Raw genomic sequence first — 18930 nt, 5'->3', positions numbered from 1 at the left:
TCAATCGATCGTGCCGAATTCCGTCACGGGCATCGTCCAATAGACGAGTTTGGTTCCGGCAAATGAAACTTGCAGCCGGTCAAGCAAGCTGCTGGCGTTTCTCTCTGCCAGGATCATCTGCACGGCGGTCTGATCCGCATGGCCCTTTACGCGTTCGGCGGCCGTCTGCAATCGAACGTCTGCGCCGTGACCGGCTCCGTCCGATGCCGTGAAGCCCGAAACGAGGTCGCTCTGTTCGGTGAGATAGTCGAGCACCTCGTCGCGGAGCTGACGCGGCACAATCAGTATGAGACAGACCGGCTGATCGGTCATTTCGCCCCCTTCGACGTTGCGTAGCGGCGATACAGGATCGGCAGGAGAATCAGAGTGAGCAGGGTGGAGGACAACAGCCCTCCGATCACGACGACCGCAAGCGGTCGCTGCACTTCGGATCCTGGCCCGGACGCGAACAGAAGCGGGATCAAGCCAAGCGCCGTGATGCTCGCAGTCATCAGCACCGGTCGAAGCCTGCGCATGGCACCCTCGACGACGATACGATCCTCGCTGAGGCCATGGGAGCGGAGTTGATTGAAGTAAGACACCAGGACGATGCCATTGAGGACCGCGATGCCGAGCAGCGCGATGAATCCGACCGAGGCCGGCACCGAGAGGTACTCACCCGTCAGGACCAGGGCGAAGACGCCCCCGATCAGGGAGAAGGGAATGTTGACCAGCACCAGCAAGGCCTGCCCAATGGCGCCGAATGTGGTGAAGAGCAGCAGGAAGATGAGACCGATCGCGACCGGGACCACGATGGACAGGCGTGCGGCGGCGCGTTGCTGGTTCTCGAACTGGCCGCCCCACGTCAGCCGGTAGCCGTTCGGGAGCGGAAGTTCGTTCGCAACCTTCTGGCGGGCCGCTTCGACGAAACCGACCATGTCGCGGCCCCGGATGTTGGCACGAACGACACTCATGCGCGCGCCATCTTCGCGGTCGATCTTCACCGGCCCATCCACGCGCTGGATTCGCGCGACCTGCGACAGCGCGACATGCTGTCCGGAAGCGAGCGTCAGCGGCAGGCTTGCCAGCAGCGTCGGCGCCTCCCGGGTCGTCTCGCTGCCGCGGACGAGAATCGGCGTGCGCCGTCCCTCCTCGAGCGCCGTCCCGATCGTTCGGCCCTCGATCTGGGTACGGAGCGAGTTGACGATGGAATCCACGGTCAGGCCGAGGCGGCCGGCCTCCATGCGATTGACCGCAACCGTGTAATATTGAGCGCCTTCGTTCAGCGTGGTGTAGACGTCCTCGGCACCGTCGATGCTGGACAGGATGGCAGACAGCTTGGCCGCGGCTTCGTTCAGCCTGGCGATGTCGGGGCCGAAGATCTTGACTGCGACGTCGCCACGCACGCCGCTGATCATCTCCTGCACGCGCATGTCGATGGGTTGGGTAAAGCTGAGCGAGATGCCGGGAAAGCCGGTCAGAACCTCGCGGAGCTTCTGCAGCAGGGCTTCCCGATTGCCGGTCTGCCTCTCGGCGGCCGGCTTGAGCACGAGGAACGTGTCGGTCTGGTTAGGTCCCATGGGATCGAGGCCAAGCTCGTCCGACCCGGTCCGCGCGACGATGCCGGCAATGTCCGGCACGGCCAGAAGTGCTTTCTGGAGCCGCGCATTCATCGCAAGCGACTCGTCGAGGTTGACGGAAGGCAACGTCTCTATGCTCACAATGACGTCGCCTTCGTCCATCGTTGGCATGAAGGTCTTGCCGAGCTTGGCATAGGCGAATCCCGCAGCGAGCAGGCCGATCAGTGCCGCAGCCATCACCTTGCGCTCATTCTTCAGGGCCCAGTTCAATGCAGGCGCGTAGACCCGTTGAGCCGCACGGACCAGAATGGGGTCGCGATGTGAGGCGGACGTCAGCACATAGGAAGCCATGACCGGGACCACGGTGAGCGCCAGCAGCAGTGAACCGGCGAGTGCGAAGATGATGGCCAGCGCGACCGGGATGAATAGCTTCCCCTCCAATCCCTGCAGCGTCAGCAGGGGTATGAACACGATGATGATGATGAGGACGCCTGAGGCGACCGGTTCCAGGACTTCGCCAACTGAACGGTACACCAGGTGGATCAGCGGAGCAGCTTTGCTCGGTTCGTCCTTGCCGAGGTTGCCGACGATGTTCTCGACCACGACGACCAGCGCGTCGATCAGCATGCCGATCGCGATCGCAAGTCCGCCGAGGCTCATCAGGTTGGCCGACATCCCCGCCACGCGCATGACGATCAATGCGATGACGATGGCCAGTGGCAGGGTGAGCGCGATCACCAGCGAGGCCCGCCAGTTGCCGAGGAAAAGCAACAGGAGAACGATGACGAGGGCGGTGGCCTCGCCGAGCGCTCGCACCACGGTGCCGACCGCGCGGTTGACCAGGCGGCTGCGGTCATAAAACACGTTGATGGAGACGCTCTTCGGCAGCGAGGGCTGCAACTCGGCGAGCCGGGTGCGCACGTCGCGGACGAGCTGACCGGCGTTGGCGCCGCGCAAGCCGAGGACGAGCCCCTCGACGGTCTCGCCGCTGCCGTCCGACGTGACTGCGCCATAGCGGGTCAGCGTCCCGACTTTGACGCTCGCCACGTCGTTGACCAGGATCGGCACGCCCTCGCGGGTGTCGACGACGATGGCCTTGATGTCCCCGATCGATCGGATGCTGCCCTCGATCCGAACCAAGGAGCTGTCCTCGCCCTGGTTCACCCGTCCGGCGCCGTCATTGCGACTGTTGGCTTCGATGGCGCGGCGAAACAGGTCGTAGGAAATGCCGCGCGCGGCGAGCGCATCATTCCGCGGCACGATCTCGAAGGCGCGGACGTAGCCGCCGAGCGCATTGACGTCCGCAACGCCGGTGACCGTCCGCAGCGCGGGACGGATCACCCAATCAAGCAAAGTCCGGCGCTCGGCGAGCGAAAGCTCGGGACTGTCGATCGTGAACATAAACATCTCGCCGAGGGGGCTCGTGATCGGCGCAAGACCTCCGCTCACCCCGTCTGGGAAAACACGCGCGATGTTCAATAGCCGCTCCGATACCTGGTTGCGCGCCCAGTAGATGTCAGTACCGTCCTCGAAATCGACGGTAATGTCGGCCAGTGCATATTTCGTGGTCGAACGAAGGACCTTCTTGTTCGGCAATCCAAGCAGTTCGAGCTCGACGGGGACCGTGATGTGTTGCTCGACCTCTTCGGGCGTCAGGCCCGGCGCCTTCATGATGATCTTGACCTGAACCGGTGAGACGTCGGGAAACGCGTCGATCGGCAGGCCGTGCAGGAGGACGGCGCCGGCACCGACCAGCAGCAACACACTCAGCAGGACGAACAGTCGCTGCGAAAGGGCGAACGCGACCAGGCGCCGGAGCATCTATTGCCCCAGTCCCGAGAGAATGCCGCGAAGCGCCGAGATACCGCCGATCGCGATCTGGTCCTGGTTCGTGATGGGACCGGACACCACCACATGGTCCTGATCTTCCGCAACCAGCTTGACCGGGACCAGCCGGAAGCCGCCGGCTATGGCAGCGAACACCGAGGTCTGTTCGCCCCGCCGCACCAGCCCAGAGTAGGGAATCTCCCACGCGCTTTCGTCGGCGGAGAGAAAGCCGATGCGGGCAGCGGCGGTCTGACCGGGATGCAGCTCTCCGTCGTTAGGGATTTCCGCGCGAACCAAAATGGTCTGAGTGGCAGGGTCGATGGTTTCGGAGACCAGCACGACCTTGCCGGGGGTAGGATAGCCCTCGATCTCGACTTTCGCGCCGGTGCGGATTGCTCGAATATTGGCTGCAGGAACCGCGATCTCCGCCCAGAGCGGTGAGAGTCGCGCCAGCTTGACGAGCGGCGCAGATTGTTCCAGCCGCTGCCCTGGCGATACCGTGATCTCGACCACGGATGCGGTTTGCGGTGCGTTGACCGTGAGCGTCGCGCTGATTGCCGCTTCCTGGGCTAGCCGAGAAATGGCATCGTCGGACATCCCGCTCAGATGCAGCATCTGTCGCCGCTCGGCGACCACGAGAGCGGCTTGGCGCGCTTCGGTCTGGCTGGCTTCCAGCACACGCTGCGGCACGGCCTTGCCCTCGAACAGATCGATGTTCCGCTTGAGCTGCTGGCTGGCGAGAAGCTCCTGTGCGATCGCGTGCAAATAGTCGCGTTGCTGAGAGACGAAACTTGGACTTTCCAGGGTGACCAGCGGCTGACCGGCAGAGGCGCGGTCACCGCGCCCGACGAGGAGATTGGCGACCATGCCGGCCACGGGCGCGCTGACGACCCACATTTGCTGCGTGGGGATGACGATCTGGACGGGGTAGGGCAGCGTCAGATCGGTTCGGATCGCGACCGGGTGGGTCACGCGCACGCCGAGATTCCGCGCCTGCGCATCGCTCAGCTTCAGCTCGTCCTGGGCGTTCGGCGCCGAAGGCCACAAGCTCAGTGCAAGCGCCAGGAGAGCGCGGGCACGCGCGCTCCGAGCAAGGCTCGGAAGGAATATCCAATGGTGGAATTGCATGATGGATATGGCCCGAAACGCCGCGTGTTGTAGCTTGCTACCGCCAGCGCGAACCCGGTGAGTTGATGTGCATCAAGCGCGGCTCGACTGCCGAGCATATTTTGAAGGGCCGGAATCGATCGCTGGTGCTGATCGCCAGGAGCATAGTCGTGAACTTGAGCAAACTCACTTGCACGCTGCTAAGCGCTGTCATTGCCTCGGTTGCTCTTGCGCAGCCAGCGCTTGCCCATAGCGGGACCGCGCAAGATCCCTGGAGCCCCGCGCACCTCGACATGCTCCCAGCCGAAATCCGCGCAGACGTGCGGAAATGGGATGCTGCCTGCGGGGGCTCAATAGCTGCCGCTCAACATTTTGCTCTCTATTTGACCGTGCCAGGCGCCGAGTTCGTCGCTCTGCATTTCGACGATTTTCGCTGCCGCAGCGGCGTCGTTCTCTGCAATTCCGCGGGCTGCCTGCACCAGGTGTATGTCGCGACAGCCGGTCGATACCGTCGGGTGCTCGCCGTGCACGCTTACGACGTCCGCCTGTCGTCTGCCAACAATCAGGCTTTCGTCGAACTCATGGATGTGAAAGGACGCAGCCGGACATTGCGCTGGAACGGAAGCCGCTTCGTCGCGAAGTAGAGGTCGGTGCGGACCGGCAACTATCCGCGTTTGATCTCGCGTGCCTCACCGCCGCACGATCGAACCGGCGCGGTTGATCAGGCGGGCGAGTTGGCGGAAGCGGCTGCCGACGCGGTCGGCGACGAGATCGACGAGGCGGTGCTCGAACACCAGCATCAGCTTGCGGCCTTGATTGCGGAAATGCGTGGCGGGCAGCACACCCGGCCGCGCCGCCGAGATCAGGTGCGCGACGCGGAACGCTGCTCCCAAGAGGCGTGCACGTTCGAGCTGCGCCGGCGTCAGCAGGCTCTGCATGGTGGCCGGCGGCTGGTTTTCCTCGCTCAGGCCCGCGTAGCGATAGAACACCGACAGGCCGACGAAGGCGCGCTCGGTATGGGTGATCGCGCCGAAATTGCCGTTGACGACGAGGCTCAGCGTCTGCTCGCCACGATGATCAGGATGCACGCGCCAGCCGATGTCGGAGAGCAAGCACGCGGTGTGGCGCAGGCGGCGGTCCGCTTCTGTCTCGCGCAGCTTCACGACGCGCGCGAGGCGGTCGGTCCAGGCGATCAGCTCGCGGGCGTGCTTCGCCGAACGCGACAGCAGCTGGTTTAGCTCCTCTGCGGCGCAGATCAGCCCGTCCTCGTTGCGTTCGGAATCCGGCAGCTTCTCGTGCAGCAGGCCCTCGCGCACGCCGAAGGTCGAGAACACGATGGTTTTCGGCTTCGCCACCCGAATGATGTGCTCGAGCACCAGTGCCGCATAGGTGAGGAGCGGGCGGCGCGCATCAGCGACGATCTCGATGTCGGCAAGCATGTCGGCGGCCGCAAGCCGGCGCAGGCGCCGCGAGAAGTCGAGCGCCTCGGCCGCCGGAATCGAATAGCCGTGCATCACCTGGAGCGGATAGCCGCTCTGGATGATGTGGATGCGCGCGAGCGCGCGCCAGGTGCCGCCGACCGCGTAGAAGGTGCGGCCGCTGCCCGCGGAAAGCTGCGGCACCTCGTCGAGCGCATCGCGCACGATGCGGTCGGCGCGCTTGAGCGATTTGTGCGCGAGGTCCTGGAGCGCGAGGCCACCGAGCGGCAGCGTCACGCCGCTGCGCACGCTGTTTCCGCGCACGTCGATCAGCTCGAGCGAGCCGCCGCCGAGATCGCCGACGATGCCGTCGGGATGATGGATGCCGGAGATCACGCCGAGCGCCGACAGCCGCGCTTCGCGCTGGCCCGACAGGATCTCGATCTTCACGGCGCAGATGCGCTCGGCCTTCGCGATGAAGTCGGGGCCGTTGGAGGCGTCGCGGCAGGCGGCGGTCGCAATCGCGAACACGCGCCCGACCTGCATCACGCGGCACAGCGCGCGAAAACGCTTGAGGGAGGTCAGCGCCTTGTCGACGGCGTCGGGCGCGAGCAGGCCCGTGCTCTGCACCTCGCGTCCGAGGCCGCACAGCGTCTTCTCGTTGAAGATTGGAATGAGGCTGCGCGCCAGCGCCTCGTAGACGACGAGGCGGACCGAGTTGGAACCGATGTCGATGACCGCGACGCTCGCGCCGCGCTTGCGCGGCTGCTTCACGTCGAGAATCCGGGATCAGGATTGGTGACGTTCGTTCCGGCGCGTGAGACGGCGCGGCGAGGATTCTTTGAGCGACTTTCCACGGCCAGACAGACTCGGATTTGTCATGAAGTAGTTGTGGACGTTGAAAGGCTCCTCGCCCTTCGCGGCCTTCATACGCGTTGAGGACCCGTCCGGCAACAATTGCCAACTCTGCTCATTGTCCTTCAGATTCGCGACCATGATCTGTTCGAGAACCTGCTGATGCACCGTGGGATTTTGCAGCGGACACAGCACCTCGACGCGGCGGTCGAGGTTGCGCGGCATCATATCGGCCGAGGAGATATACACAGCCGCTTTCGCACTCGGCAGGCCTTGGCCCATGCCGAAGCAGTAGATTCGGCCGTGTTCCAGGAAGCGTCCGATGATCGACTTGACGCGGATGTTCTCCGACAGGCCGGGAATTCCGGGCCTGAGGCAGCAGATGCCGCGCACCACCAACTCGACCTGGACGCCGGCCTGCGAGGCCTCGTAGAGCGCGTCGATGATGTCGGGGTCGACAAGCGCATTCATCTTCATCCAGACCGCGCCGTGCCGGCCGTGCCGTGCATGCGCGGTCTCGCCCTGGATGTGCTCGATGATGCGCTTGCGCAAGGTCAATGGCGACACCGCCATCTTCTCCAGATCGCTCGGCGCGGCATAGCCAGTGATGAAATTGAACACGCGCGCCGCGTCTCGGCCGATGGTCGGATCCGAGGTGAAGTAGGAGAGGTCGGTGTAGATGCGCGCGGTCACCGAGTGATAGTTGCCGGTGCCGGTATGGACGTAGGTCGTGAGGCTGCCGCCCTCGCGGCGCACCACCATCGAGAGCTTTGCATGCGTCTTCAGTTCGAGGAAGCCGTAGACGACTTGCACGCCGGCGCGTTCGAGGTCGCGTGCCCAGCGGATGTTGGCCTCTTCGTCGAATCGCGCCTTCAGCTCGATCAGCGCGGTGACCGACTTGCCGGCCTCGGCGGCCTCGGCCAGTGCACGCACGATCGGTGAGTTCTGCGAGGTGCGGTAGAGCGTCTGCTTGATCGCGACAACATCTGGGTCGCGCGCGGCCTGCTGCAGGAACTGCACCACCACGTCGAAGGATTCGTAGGGGTGATGGACGATGAGGTCCTTCTGCCGGATCGCAGCGAAGATGTCGCCGGCATGCTCGCGCACCCGCTCGGGATGGCGCGGCACGTAAGGGGTGAATTCGAGGTCGGGACGGTCGATGCGGGTGAGCTGCGAAAGCTCGTTCATGGCGAGCACGCCGTCGACCAGGAACACCTCGTCATCGGCGGCCGACAATGCGTGCTGCACGAAGCTCCGCAATTCCTCGGGCATTTTGGCGTCGATCTCGAGCCGGATCACCGAGCCGCGGCGGCGACGCTTCAGCGCGGTCTCGAACAGGCGGACCAGGTCTTCCGCTTCTTCCTCGATTTCGAGCTCGGAGTCGCGGATGATTCGGAAGGCGCCCTGGCCGTGCAAATTGTATCCGGGGAAGAGGCGGTTGATGAACAGGGCGGTCGCCTGTTCCAGCGAAATCAGCCGGACGGCCTTGCCCTCGGCTGGTAGGCGGATGAAGCGATCGATCTTGCCGGGCATGCGGATCAGCGCGTTCATCTGCTTGCCGTCGGCGGCGCGCGTGAGCTGGAGCGCAATGGTGAAGCCGAGGCTTGGAATGAACGGGAAGGGGTGGGCCGGATCGATTGCGAGCGGCGTCAGCAGCGGGAACACGTTGTTGAGGAAGTAGTCCTCGATCCAGCTCCGCTCCGCCTTGGTGACGTCCTTGCCCTCAACCAGCACGATGCCGACATCGGCGAGCGTGCCGCGCAGGTCGCGCCAGATCGCCTGCTGGTCGGAGGCAAGCTCGGAGACGGTGCGGTTGATCAGCGCAAGTTGTTCGGACGGCGTCAGGCCATCGGGGGCGCGCTCGGCGATGCCCTCGCGCACCTGGGCCTTGATGCCGGCCACGCGGACCATGAAGAACTCGTCGAGGTTATTCGCTGAAATCGACAGGAATCGCACCCGCTCCAGCATGGGGTGGCTGGGATTGACCGATTCCTCCAGGACGCGGCGATTGAAATGCAGCCAGGACAGCTCCCGGTTGATGAATCGCTCGGGGCTGGAAGCGATCGCCGGCAGGCCCTCGGTTTCCGGAGCTTTTTCTTTGATTTCAAGGGCTTGCGCAGAGTCCATGAGAAGTCGATCCATCCAGTTCACCCCAATTTGCGACTTACGCGCAAAACCGGCGGGAGCATGTGTTAGAGCGATGACGTTTCGATGACATTGATGTTCCGCCGCTCCGCCGCGTCAAGCGGCCTCGGAGGCGAGCGGGGTTCGGTCAGGCATCCCGAAGCAGCTCGGCGGCCAGCGCCCGGGTGACGGGGCGCCCAAGCCGCAGGGCCTCGCTGTCGAGCAATTCCACAGCCCGCCGGGCGGCGGCCGAGGACCGCTCCAGGCGGGTGGCGAGGTAGCTGACCACGCTCTCATCCACCGTGAGCTGGCGGTCGGCGCAGAATTTGACGATCAGGCCACGGAAAAGCTGGTCGTCGGGCGGCAGCAGCGCGACCGCCGGCACGGCACGCAGGCGCGAGCGCAGGTCGCGAAGCTCGATCTCGAGCGATGCCGGGACCTCGCGCCCGGTGAAGAGGACGTAGGCGCCATCCTCACGGGCGAGGTTCATCAGGTGGAAGAGCGCGCGCTCGTCAAATTCTTTCGCCTTGAGATCCTCGACCACCAGCGCCCCGGTGGCGAGCGCGCCCGGGACCGCTGCGGCGGTCAGGGCATTGGCCGTGGTCGAGCGGGCGCCAGCCTCCTCGGCCCAGATCGCGGCGAGGTGGCTCTTGCCGCTGCCTTCGGGGCCGGCCAGCCACATGATCCGGTTCGGCCATTCCGGCCAGGCGTCGATCAGGCCGAGGCCGGCCACGTTGGCGGGGCCCTCGAGGAAATTGTCCCGACTGAGGCTTTCCGCATGCGGAAGCGAAAACGCCAATTGTCGGGGATGAACGCGGCCTGCCACGCTTGCCTTGCTCCATGCCGGCGCGCCGGCCTCGTTGGAAAAGATTCGACTTGATCGAGCGGGAGTTGGCCTTTTGCGGGGCCGCATCCCAACTCATTTGGCCTCGATCGTGCTCATGTGCCGCAGCCACTCGACGAGATAGAGCGACACGGACGAGAGCGTGAAGACCGTGACGAGGCCCATCAGGATCATATCATAGGGGGCCGGCTTGAAGCCGAAGGCAAGCGCGGCCAGCACCAATGCCGCGAACGCCACTTGGGCCACAGTGTTGAGCTTGGACACCTTCGAGGGCTTCATCTCGACCGGCCGGTCGAACAGCCAGGATACGATCACGGCGGCGACGATCATGATGTCGCGCGAGACCACGAGGATGACGATCCAGCGCGGAATCGCCCCCCAGATGCCGAGCGCCATGTAGATCGAGACCAGCAGCGCCTTGTCGGCGAGCGGATCGAGCAGGGCGCCGAGCTCGCTCGTCATGTTGAAGCGCTTGGCCAGGAAGCCGTCGACGGCGTCGCTGATACCGGCGATCAGGAAGACCGCGAACGCCACCTCCATTTGGCTCGACACGATGGCCCAGACGATGATCGGGACCAGCATGATGCGGCCCAGGGTAATGATGTTCGGAATACTCACGCGGCGCTTCCCGGCACCCGGATTGACCTCAGATCCGGCCCCCTCGGAGGCTGAACCGGTTGATATCTACATAGTATAGGGCGGGGCGCCATGCGAGCCATTGCGCGTCCCCGGAATTCGACGTAACCAGCCGCAAACCCACTGGAAATCGGGCATGACCGACCGCAAAAACGGCCTCACTTACGCCGATTCAGGCGTCGATATCGACGCCGGCAACCGCCTCGTCGACCTGATCAAGCCGATGGTGCGCGCCACCGCACGGCCCGGCGCCGACGCCGAGATCGGCGGTTTCGGCGGCCTGTTCGACCTCAAGGCGGCCGGTTTCAAGGACCCCGTGCTGGTTGCCGCGACCGACGGCGTCGGCACCAAGGTCAAGATCGCGATCGAGACCGGCCTGCATGGCGGCATCGGCATCGACCTCGTCGCCATGAGCGTCAACGACCTCGTGGTCCAGGGCGCCGAGCCACTGTTCTTCCTGGACTATTTCGCCTGCGGCAAGCTCGATCCCGAGGCCACCGCCGCGATCGTTGCCGGCGTTGCGGAGGGCTGCCGCGAATCCGGCTGCGCCCTGATCGGCGGTGAAACGGCCGAGATGCCCGGCCTCTACAAGGACGGCGACTACGATCTCGGCGGCTTTGCCGTCGGCGCCGCCGAGCGCGGCACGCTGCTGCCGCGCAAGGACATCGCGGCGGGCGACGCCGTGATCGGGCTCGCCTCGTCGGGCGTGCACTCCAACGGCTTCTCGCTGGTGCGCAAGATCGTGGAACAATCCGGCCTCGGCTTCGAGGCGCAAGCGCCTTTCGCGCCGGTGATGACGCTGGGCGGCGCGCTGCTGACGCCGACGCGGCTCTACGTCAAATCCTGCCTGCGTGCGATCCGCGAGACTGGCGCGGTGAAGGGGCTCGCCCACATCACCGGCGGCGGTTTCACCGACAACATTCCGCGGGTGCTGCCGAAGCACCTCGGCGTCGGCATCGACCTTGCACAGCTGCCGGTGCTGCCGGTGTTCAAATGGCTGGCCGCGCAGGCCGGCATCGCCGAGCTGGAAATGCTGCGCACCTTCAATTGCGGCATCGGCATGATCGCGATCGTCGAACCTGACCAGGTCGACAAGGTGGTCAAGGTCTTGACCGATGCCGGCGAGACCGTGGCGCAGCTCGGCACCGTGATCCCGGCCGAAGGCGAGCACCGCGTCGTCTATAACGGCCACCTCGACCTGGCGCTGTGATGAAGCGCCGCGTCGCCATCCTGATCTCTGGCCGCGGCTCCAACATGGCTGCGCTGATCAAGGCAGCGGCTGCCGCGGATTTTCCGGCAGAGATTTCGCTGGTCATCTCGAACAAGGCCGATGCACTGGGGCTCGAACGGGCCAGGGCGAGCGGCGTGACAACTGAGGTGATCGAGAGCAAGCCGTTCGGCAAGGACCGCGCAGGTTTCGAAAAGGTGCTGCAGGCTGCGCTCGACCGGCACGGCATCGAGCTGATTTGTCTGGGCGGCTTCATGCGCCTGTTCACGGCGGAGTTCACCAAGGCCTGGTACGGGCGGATGCTCAACATCCATCCCTCGCTGCTGCCGTCCTTTCCGGGCCTCGACCCGCATGGCCAAGCTCTGCGTGCCGGCGTCAAGCTGTCCGGTGCGACGGTGCACTTCGTGATCCCTGAGACCGATGCCGGCCCGATCGTGATGCAAGGCGCCGTGCCCGTCAGCGACAACGATACGTCGGACACGCTCTCGGAGCGCATCCTCGAAGTCGAGCACCGCATCTATCCCGAGGCGCTGCGGCTGCTCGCGGCCGGCAAGGTCCGGATCGAGGGCGAGGTGTGCAGGACGGCGGGCAGCGGGCCGTCGGAGAATTTTTTGGTTTCGCCGGTGGTGAGCTGAAGCGACGTTGCTTTTGACTTCCCAAACAAAATCCCCCGGCAGAGCCGGGGGCAACGTCATGATCTCTCGCGCGTAGCTTTGAGAGAAATCAGGAGACCTTGAGGTTCTCCGCGGATGATTTGCCGCGGTTCTCCACGAGGTCGTATTCAACCACCTGGTTCTCGTTGAGGGTCGAGAGTCCGGCGCGCTCGACGGCGGAGATGTGGACGAACACGTCCTTGTCGCCGCCGTTCGGCTTGATGAACCCATAGCCCTTGGTCGGGTTGAACCATTTGACGGTGCCCTTTTGCGGCATCGCTAGTCTCCTCCACTAGATAGAAAAAAGACGCGGCCGCTTTTTCGCGTGCCACGCCACAAACGGGCTTCCGGAAGTCTGTTCGAGTCTTGAGTCTTAATGTCGCGAAACGCACAGCCGAGCGGCCAATTCCGATTGTGGCCAATATTGCAACATGAAAAGCGCGCGTTAGCAAGCAGGGCGCGAATTTCAAGATCGCACCGGACACGCTCGAGTGCAATTTTCGACCTGTGGCCGGGGAACCACAATCAGGAGCAATCCCCCTCGTCGGGAGGCGTCAGCTGGTTGACCCTCCGTAACAGTTCGGCGCAAATCACCTCATGCGTGCGCCGCTCCTGTTGCATTTTTGCGCGCCGCCATTTGCTTTGGGATTTGTCGTCATGCGCTGCACAGTGCAGCCACCAGGGACACGGCAGACGATCGGGCTGAACCGCGTCCGCCGCGTCGCGGCAGCGGTCGCGACGACCTTTGCCCTTATGACGTTTGCGTTCATCGTGACGGTGTCGGCGGCGACGCCCGTCCTCGCGCAAAGTCCGACGCCGACGCCCACGCCGACCCCGACACCCACGCCGTCTCCGACCCCGGTCCCGATGCCGACCTCGACCAACTACGACCAGTCGGCCGGCAACAGCACGCTCAATCTCGGCTCAGGTTTCCTGGAGCGCCTCGGCAACCAGGCATCGAGCGGCATCAACCGGGCATCCCGGACCAATCCCGGCGGCGGCGGCGCATCGGCGAGCACCGAAGATTCGCGCTACCGCACCTGGTTCGAGGGCTATGGCATCTCGGTCCGCACCGATGCGCAGGGAGACTTCCTCGGCGACAGGCGCAAGACCTTTGGCGGTGTCGCCGGCATCGGCGCGCGGCTCGCACCCGGCGTCACTATCGGCTTTTCGGTCGACCAGAGCCACACCGACATCGACGTGCCGCTGGCGCTCCAGTCGGCGACACTCGACCTGACCCAAATCGGCCTCAACGGCTCCATCGACAAGGGGCCCTGGACTTGGGCCTTTGCGGTGGTGCACGGATTCGGCAAGGTCCGTTCCAGCCGCGACACTGGCTTCGGCGTTGCGAACGCGGGCTATCGCGCCGCGGTCGACGGTGCGCTGACCGAGATCAGCTATTACTGGACCAAGGACCAGATGCGCATCGTGCCCAAGGGCGCGCTGGAATATGTGCGCGCCACCAGCGCGGCGTTCCAGGAGGCCGGCGGCCTTGATCCGCTCAACGTCGGCGCGACGGCGCTGTCGCGCGCACGCGTCATGATCGGGGCCGAGATCGGCCGCTACTTCATCATCGACCAGAAAATCCTCGACCTGTCCGCCTACGGCAAGTTCGTCGACAATTTCCACCAGGACCTCGGATCGGTCCAGGTCAGCCTGGGGACCCAGAGCATCGTCGTCCCCGGCATCGGCGAGAGCCGCTACGGCATGGATGCCGGCGCCTCGGCCTCGCTCAGCCTGACCAGCGTCGCGCGGCTCTACGTCAATTACGACGGCAAGTTCCGCAACGAGCTCACCTCGCACCAGGGCACGGTCGGCTTCGAATACAAATGGTGAGCTGAAACTTACGCCGGCGTTGCCGCGGCATAGCCCGTCAGCCCAAAACCCTCGCGCGCGGCCGTCATCATCGGCACCAGCGCGTTCGGATGGATGAACTCGTCGCGGAAGCAGGGATAGGTCTTGGGATCGAAGATCTTCTTCAGCCAGTCGACCACGATCTTGTGCCGCTCGGAGGTGCGGAACTCCTTGTGATAGGTGAGCCAGAGATCGGCGTGGTGGCTGACGCCAAGATCGACGGCAACGAGCGGCGCACCGAGCGCGATCGACACCGTCGGCAGGAAGCCGATGCCGGCGCCGCGCTCGACGGCATAGAGCACGCCGACCGAGGAGTTGGTCTTGATCCCGACGACGCCTTCCAGCGACTTCAGCCCGAGCACGCGGGCGTAGGCGCCGTCATCGACTTGCGGCGCGCTCTGCTTGATGATGCGGTGGTTCTTGAGTTCGGCGAGCGTTGCCGGCACGCCGTAGAGGTCCTCGTACTCCTTGGAGACGAACGGATAGATGTGCAGCCGGCCCAGCTTGGCGACGATCAGATCCGGATTGGTCGGTGGCTCGAGCTGGATCGCGATGTCGGATTCAAGCCGCGCGACGTCGGCCTGCTCCATCGCGCAGCGCAGATCGACCGTGATCCTGCGATAGGTCTTCTGGAAATCGATCAACCGCGGCAGGATCCAGAAATTGCCGGGTCCTTCCGTCACCGCGACGCGCACGGTGCCAGCGGTGTCATTCGACGAACGCGCGGCGCGACGGAAGACGTTGAAGGCGTGACGCTCCATATGCGCGACGTCGGCGATCATCGCGGTGCCTTCGTCGCTGAGCGTGAGTCCGCTCTGGTCGCGCAGGAACAGCTTGCAGCCGATGCTCTCTTCGAGCCGGTCGATCCGGCGCATCAAGGTGGTGGACGTGAGGCCGAGCTCTTCGGCCGCGTTGCGAAAACTTTTATATTTTGCGCACGCTAAAAACAGCTTCAAATCGTCCCAGGACGCACCCAGGACTTCTTCACGGTGCTGCATCATCGCAGCACCCCGGTGCAATAACTGCTGCATACTCTTGGTCCCCAACCGCTAAGCTCGTCCTCATAGCGGGGTACGAAAGTCGCAAACGATAGAGGGGCGATCTCGGTATGGAAAGAGGCTCGTTTGCCGCAAGGCATGATTTCGACGCGCTGCCGCTGAGCCCGGACGTGGACGTCCGTTGCGCGCAATTTTCCGAAATCGCCGCGCTTTCGGAAATGGCGCATCGCCTGGTGCCGGGCGTGCAGATCGGTTCAGCAGAGCTTGCAAGATATTTCACCTTCGATCCTCAGAGCATCCTGACTTTCAGCCGGAAGGGCCGTCTGCTCGGCGGCATGGCCTTCCTGTTCCTCAATGATCGCGGACACGATGCGCTGCTGCTCGACGAGATCTGCCTCACCGCGCCCGAGACGCGCTATCTCGCGTCCGCGAAAGACGACGTCGCGGCCATCTACATCTGGGCGATCGCGACGACAGGGCGCGGTATCGCCGGTCTCGGCAAGGCCGCGGCTCATCTGCGACAGCTAAGGTTTCGCGGTGCCGATTGCTATGCGCAGCCGTCAACCGTGGCCGGACGCGACATCATGAAGGCGACCGGCTTTGTGCCTGTCCCAAGCTTCCAACCCGACCTCTGGTGCTACGAGCGCCCCTGGCATCGCCAGCCGATGCGCATGCCGGGTGCGATCATCCAAGCAAGGAGTTTTGCAGATGCACGGTACTAGAATTCCTCTCGCCAAGCCCGACTCCCGCGCCATCACCATCCGCCTTGCGCGCGATCCCAGCGATCTGATGTTGGTCACCGCGATCCGCTCTGCGGTCTATCTCGCCGAGCAGGATTGTCCGTTCGAGGAGGAGTTCGACGGCAACGACATGGTGGCCGCGCATTTCATCGGCTTCGTCGGCAACGAGCCCGCGGGCTGCCTGCGGGTGCGCTTCTTCGGCGATTTCGCCAAGGTGGAGCGGCTTGCGGTGCGTCACCAGTACCGGCGCTCGCGCGTCTCGTTCAAGCTGGTGCAGGCAAGCGTCGACTATGTGAAGCGCAAGGGCTTCCGCAAGATCTACGGCCAGGCGCAGGACCGGCTGGTCGATTTCTGGGCGCATTTCGGCGCCAAGCCGCTCGGCCACAACCGCAAGATCACCTTCTCGGATTTCTCCTACACGGAGATGCTGCTGGAGATCGAGCCGGGGCCGGACGCCATCACGCTGGACAGCGATCCCTATGTGATCATCCGGCCCGAAGGCGATTGGGACCGGCCGGGCGTGCTGGATGCCTCGGCGGGGCGGGCGGTGACTTCGCCGCTGCGGGATCTCGCGCTCGCCGACCGTTGAAACAGGTGCAGCTGCGCGCAAGACAATGCCGGTTTCCATCCACGATGATCCGCCGATCCTGATCTGCGCGGACCTCCAGGTCGAATATCTGACCCCTGGGCGCCGCCACGTCATCCTCGACGGCGATGCCGCCACCGAGCGCTGCCTGGAACTGCTGACGCTGTGGCGCAGCAATCTCTGGCCGGTGATGCATTTGAAGCGCATCGCGCAGGCGGCCTGGTTCAATCCGGCATCCAGGCTGACCGATTGGATCGGGGAGGCGAAGCCGCGTCCGGGAGAAATGACGTTCGAGCATCCGCTGCCGTCGGCCTACAGCTCGTCGCGGTTTGTGGACTACATGTCCAATATCCACAATGTGCGCTGCGTGCTGGCCGGGTTTTCCCTGGACGAGACCATCCTGGCCACCGCCGTGGACGGGTTTCACCGCAGCCATCGCTACGAGGTGGTCGCCGACGCCGTGGCCTGCCGGCAGCCGGGCACCGGCGATGCCGCCGCCTACAAGCGTGCAGTAGTGAATGTCATCGGGAATTTTGCTACGATCCATTCCAGCGCCGAACTGATCAGAACCAGCGGCGCCGTTGCGGTGTAGGCGGCCGCGATCGGCGGGTGGGGGTCGAAACATTGTCACGGGGAGAACAGCTCAAGGAGCTGGCAAGCGATTTGTCGCGTGCCGTCGAGACGGCGCGCCGCGTCGGCTTGCCCACGACGGTCTATCTGCTCTCGATGGCGCTCGTTGAGGTGAGGGAGGCCGCCGCCGCTGACGATGGGGATGACGACGACGCGGCTTGAGAGCTGCCCGATCCCCGATATGCGGCTTTGTGCAACGCTGCTGAGCGCTTGCTGCCGACGAATTGGCGTTGCAAGCTTTGTCTCATCGCAATAGCCAAGTGGCTTGATCATCAAGTGATGACGCTGGCTGTGCCGGCGACGTCACGACTTTAGGGATCCCTGCAAATGTCCATGCTGCCGAATTCGCCAGAGGCCCGGGATGTGGCCTACCAGCTCCATCCCTACACCAACGCGCGCACCCATCAGCAGGCCGGTCCTCTCGTGATTGAGCGCGGCGAGGGTCCCTACGTGTTCGATGCCGCGGGCAAGCGCTATTTCGAGGCGATGGCAGGCTTGTGGAGCGTAGGGCTCGGCTTCAACGAGAAGCGTCTCGTCGATGCCGCACACAAGCAGATGCAGGCGCTGCCGTTCTATCATACATTCTCGGCCAAATCGCACGGGCCCTCGATCGACCTCGCCGAGAAGCTGGTCGCACTCGCGCCGGTGCCGATGAGCAAGGTGTTCTTCACCAATTCCGGTTCGGAAGCGAACGATACCGTCCTGAAGCTGATCGCCTATCGCTCCAACGCGCTCGGCCAGCCCCAGCGCAAGAAGGTGATCAGCCGCCTGCGCGCCTATCACGGCGTCACCATCGCCTCGGCCAGCCTCACGGGCCTGCCGAACAATCACCGCTCGTTCGACCTGCCGTTGCCGAACATCCTGCACACGGGCTCGCCGCATTTCTACAAGGACGGCGCGCCGGGCGAGAGCGAGGAGGCGTTCGCGACGCGCCGGGCCGAGGAGCTCGACGCGCTGATCCAGAAGGAGGGCCCGGATACGATCGCGGCCTTCTTCGGCGAGCCGGTGATGGGGGCGGGCGGCGTCATCGTTCCGCCGGCGACCTATTGGGACAAGATCCAGAAGGTCTTGAAGAAGTACGACATTCTGCTGGTCGCCGACGAGGTGATCTGCGGCTTCGGCCGTACCGGCAAGATGTTCGGCTGCGAGACCTATGGCATTAAGCCGGACGCGATGGTGGTCTCCAAGCAGATCACCTCGAGCTATTTCCCGCTGTCGGCGATCATGCTGAACGACCGCATGTTCGAGCCGATCGCTGACGAGAGCAACAAGATCGGTGTGCTCGGCCACGGCTTCACCGCGGGCGGCCATCCCGTCGGCTCGGCGATTGCGCTGGAGAATTTGAAGATCATCGAGGAGCGCGGTCTGATCGCGCATGCCGCCGAACTGGGGAGCTACATGCAGGGCAAGCTGCGCGAGCTCGCCAGCCATCCGCTGGTCGGCGAGGTCCGCGGCGTCGGCATGATCGCCGCCCTCGAGCTCGTGCTCGACAAGGGGCGCAAGACGGCAGCCGCTACGCCCGGCGCTGTCGGCGGCATCGCAAGCCGCATGCTTCAGGAGCGCGGCGTGATCTCCCGCAACATGCTCGATGCCATCGCCATCTGCCCGCCGCTGATCGCCACCAAGGCCCAGATCGACGAGCTGGTCGCGGCGATCTCGGGTGTGCTGGAGGACATGAAGGGGGAGGTGGCGAAGCTGACGCCGGGGTAGGATCGAGTCTGTCAGTGTGGCCGAAGCAGCCAGCCACATCCACCGGTGTCGTCCTGGCGAAAGCCAGGACCCATACCGCGTGATCTATCGATCGGGGTTCGTAGAAGTACCGAATGGCGAATCTTCGCCAAACTCCTCCCAGGGGTAATGGGTCCCGGCCC

The 18930-nt window shown here is 64.4% G+C and carries 18 protein-coding genes; 9 read left to right on the top strand and 9 right to left on the bottom strand.

The features are described 5' to 3' along the window. Genes ACNJX8_RS23595 through ACNJX8_RS23585 form a run of 3 tightly spaced genes read right to left on the bottom strand, consistent with a single transcriptional unit; the run spans position 1 to position 4514 of the window. The gene (locus tag ACNJX8_RS23595; protein WP_439356912.1) at positions 1-312 is read right to left on the bottom strand and encodes a DUF3240 family protein; all 312 of its coding nucleotides are present in this window, start codon (positions 310-312) and stop codon (positions 1-3) included. Beyond that, positions 309-3380: an efflux RND transporter permease subunit gene (locus ACNJX8_RS23590; protein ID WP_439356911.1), complete on the bottom strand. Its 3072-nt coding sequence runs from the start codon at positions 3378-3380 to the stop codon at positions 309-311. The genes ACNJX8_RS23595 and ACNJX8_RS23590 overlap by 4 nt, the downstream gene beginning before the upstream one ends. After that, a complete protein-coding gene (locus ACNJX8_RS23585) occupies positions 3381-4514 on the bottom strand; it encodes an efflux RND transporter periplasmic adaptor subunit (RefSeq protein WP_439356910.1) in 1134 nt (377 codons plus the stop codon). A 65-nt stretch (positions 4515-4579) separates the two neighbouring features. Between ACNJX8_RS23585 and ACNJX8_RS23580 the strand changes: the two genes are divergently transcribed. Beyond that, positions 4580-5137 carry a hypothetical protein gene (locus tag ACNJX8_RS23580; protein ID WP_439356909.1) on the top strand — a complete coding sequence of 186 codons (558 nt, stop codon included), beginning with the start codon at positions 4580-4582 and terminating at the stop codon, positions 5135-5137. Between the two features lie 45 nt (positions 5138-5182). On the opposite strand, the gene ppx is transcribed toward ACNJX8_RS23580, so the two are convergent. The 4 genes from ppx to ACNJX8_RS23560 form a co-directional block, all read right to left on the bottom strand. Continuing rightward, positions 5183-6685 carry an exopolyphosphatase gene (gene ppx, locus ACNJX8_RS23575; protein ID WP_128934243.1) on the bottom strand — a complete coding sequence of 501 codons (1503 nt, stop codon included), beginning with the start codon at positions 6683-6685 and terminating at the stop codon, positions 5183-5185. Positions 6686-6700: 15 nt separating this feature from the next. Next, entirely contained in the window at positions 6701-8893 is a 2193-nt protein-coding gene (locus ACNJX8_RS23570) for an RNA degradosome polyphosphate kinase (protein WP_164935063.1), read from the bottom strand. A 145-nt stretch (positions 8894-9038) separates the two neighbouring features. Then, entirely contained in the window at positions 9039-9716 is a 678-nt protein-coding gene (locus ACNJX8_RS23565) for a DnaA ATPase domain-containing protein (protein WP_128941876.1), read from the bottom strand. 93 nt (positions 9717-9809) lie between these two features. After that, positions 9810-10352, bottom strand: a complete 543-nt coding sequence (locus tag ACNJX8_RS23560; RefSeq protein WP_128934241.1) for a CDP-alcohol phosphatidyltransferase family protein — start codon at positions 10350-10352, stop codon at positions 9810-9812. Positions 10353-10506: 154 nt separating this feature from the next. On the opposite strand from ACNJX8_RS23560, the gene purM reads away from it, so the two are divergent. Both purM and purN read left to right on the top strand, forming a co-directional pair. Next, a complete protein-coding gene (purM, locus tag ACNJX8_RS23555) occupies positions 10507-11580 on the top strand; it encodes a phosphoribosylformylglycinamidine cyclo-ligase (protein WP_249761244.1) in 1074 nt (357 codons plus the stop codon). After that, on the top strand, positions 11580-12233 hold the full coding sequence (gene purN, locus ACNJX8_RS23550) for a phosphoribosylglycinamide formyltransferase (RefSeq protein ID WP_164939733.1): 654 nt from the start codon (positions 11580-11582) through the stop codon (positions 12231-12233). The genes purM and purN overlap by 1 nt, the downstream gene beginning before the upstream one ends. A gap of 88 nt (positions 12234-12321) precedes the next feature. Here purN and ACNJX8_RS23545 read toward each other — a convergent pair whose 3' ends face one another. After that, positions 12322-12528 (bottom strand): cold-shock protein, encoded by a 207-nt coding sequence (locus ACNJX8_RS23545; protein ID WP_008551638.1) that lies wholly within the window; start codon positions 12526-12528, stop codon positions 12322-12324. Between the two features lie 380 nt (positions 12529-12908). Between ACNJX8_RS23545 and ACNJX8_RS23540 the strand changes: the two genes are divergently transcribed. Then, on the top strand, positions 12909-14087 hold the full coding sequence (locus ACNJX8_RS23540) for an autotransporter outer membrane beta-barrel domain-containing protein (RefSeq protein ID WP_439356908.1): 1179 nt from the start codon (positions 12909-12911) through the stop codon (positions 14085-14087). Between the two features lie 8 nt (positions 14088-14095). On the opposite strand, the gene ACNJX8_RS23535 is transcribed toward ACNJX8_RS23540, so the two are convergent. Next, a complete protein-coding gene (locus ACNJX8_RS23535; RefSeq protein WP_128941880.1) occupies positions 14096-15136 on the bottom strand; it encodes a LysR family transcriptional regulator in 1041 nt (346 codons plus the stop codon). Between the two features lie 77 nt (positions 15137-15213). Between ACNJX8_RS23535 and ACNJX8_RS23530 the strand changes: the two genes are divergently transcribed. From ACNJX8_RS23530 to ACNJX8_RS23510, 5 genes are all read left to right on the top strand, one after another. Continuing rightward, positions 15214-15825 carry a hypothetical protein gene (locus tag ACNJX8_RS23530; RefSeq protein WP_091892888.1) on the top strand — a complete coding sequence of 204 codons (612 nt, stop codon included), beginning with the start codon at positions 15214-15216 and terminating at the stop codon, positions 15823-15825. Further along, positions 15812-16432, top strand: a complete 621-nt coding sequence (locus tag ACNJX8_RS23525) for a GNAT family N-acetyltransferase (protein WP_091892890.1) — start codon at positions 15812-15814, stop codon at positions 16430-16432. Before ACNJX8_RS23530 ends, ACNJX8_RS23525 begins: the two co-directional genes overlap by 14 nt. A gap of 25 nt (positions 16433-16457) precedes the next feature. Beyond that, positions 16458-17021, top strand: coding sequence for an isochorismatase family protein (locus ACNJX8_RS23520; RefSeq protein ID WP_128934234.1), 564 nt, complete (start codon positions 16458-16460; stop codon positions 17019-17021). A gap of 32 nt (positions 17022-17053) precedes the next feature. Then, on the top strand, positions 17054-17221 hold the full coding sequence (locus tag ACNJX8_RS23515; RefSeq protein ID WP_164940438.1) for a hypothetical protein: 168 nt from the start codon (positions 17054-17056) through the stop codon (positions 17219-17221). A gap of 165 nt (positions 17222-17386) precedes the next feature. Further along, positions 17387-18769: an aspartate aminotransferase family protein gene (locus ACNJX8_RS23510; protein WP_439356907.1), complete on the top strand. Its 1383-nt coding sequence runs from the start codon at positions 17387-17389 to the stop codon at positions 18767-18769. Positions 18770-18930: the final 161 nt, after the last annotated feature.

This window comes from Bradyrhizobium sp. SPXBL-04, assembly GCF_051853035.1.
Lineage (GTDB): Bacteria > Pseudomonadota > Alphaproteobacteria > Rhizobiales > Xanthobacteraceae > Bradyrhizobium > Bradyrhizobium zhanjiangense.
The sequence above is the reverse complement of the archived record's forward strand: the minus strand, read 5'-3'. Positions and strand labels throughout refer to the sequence as shown.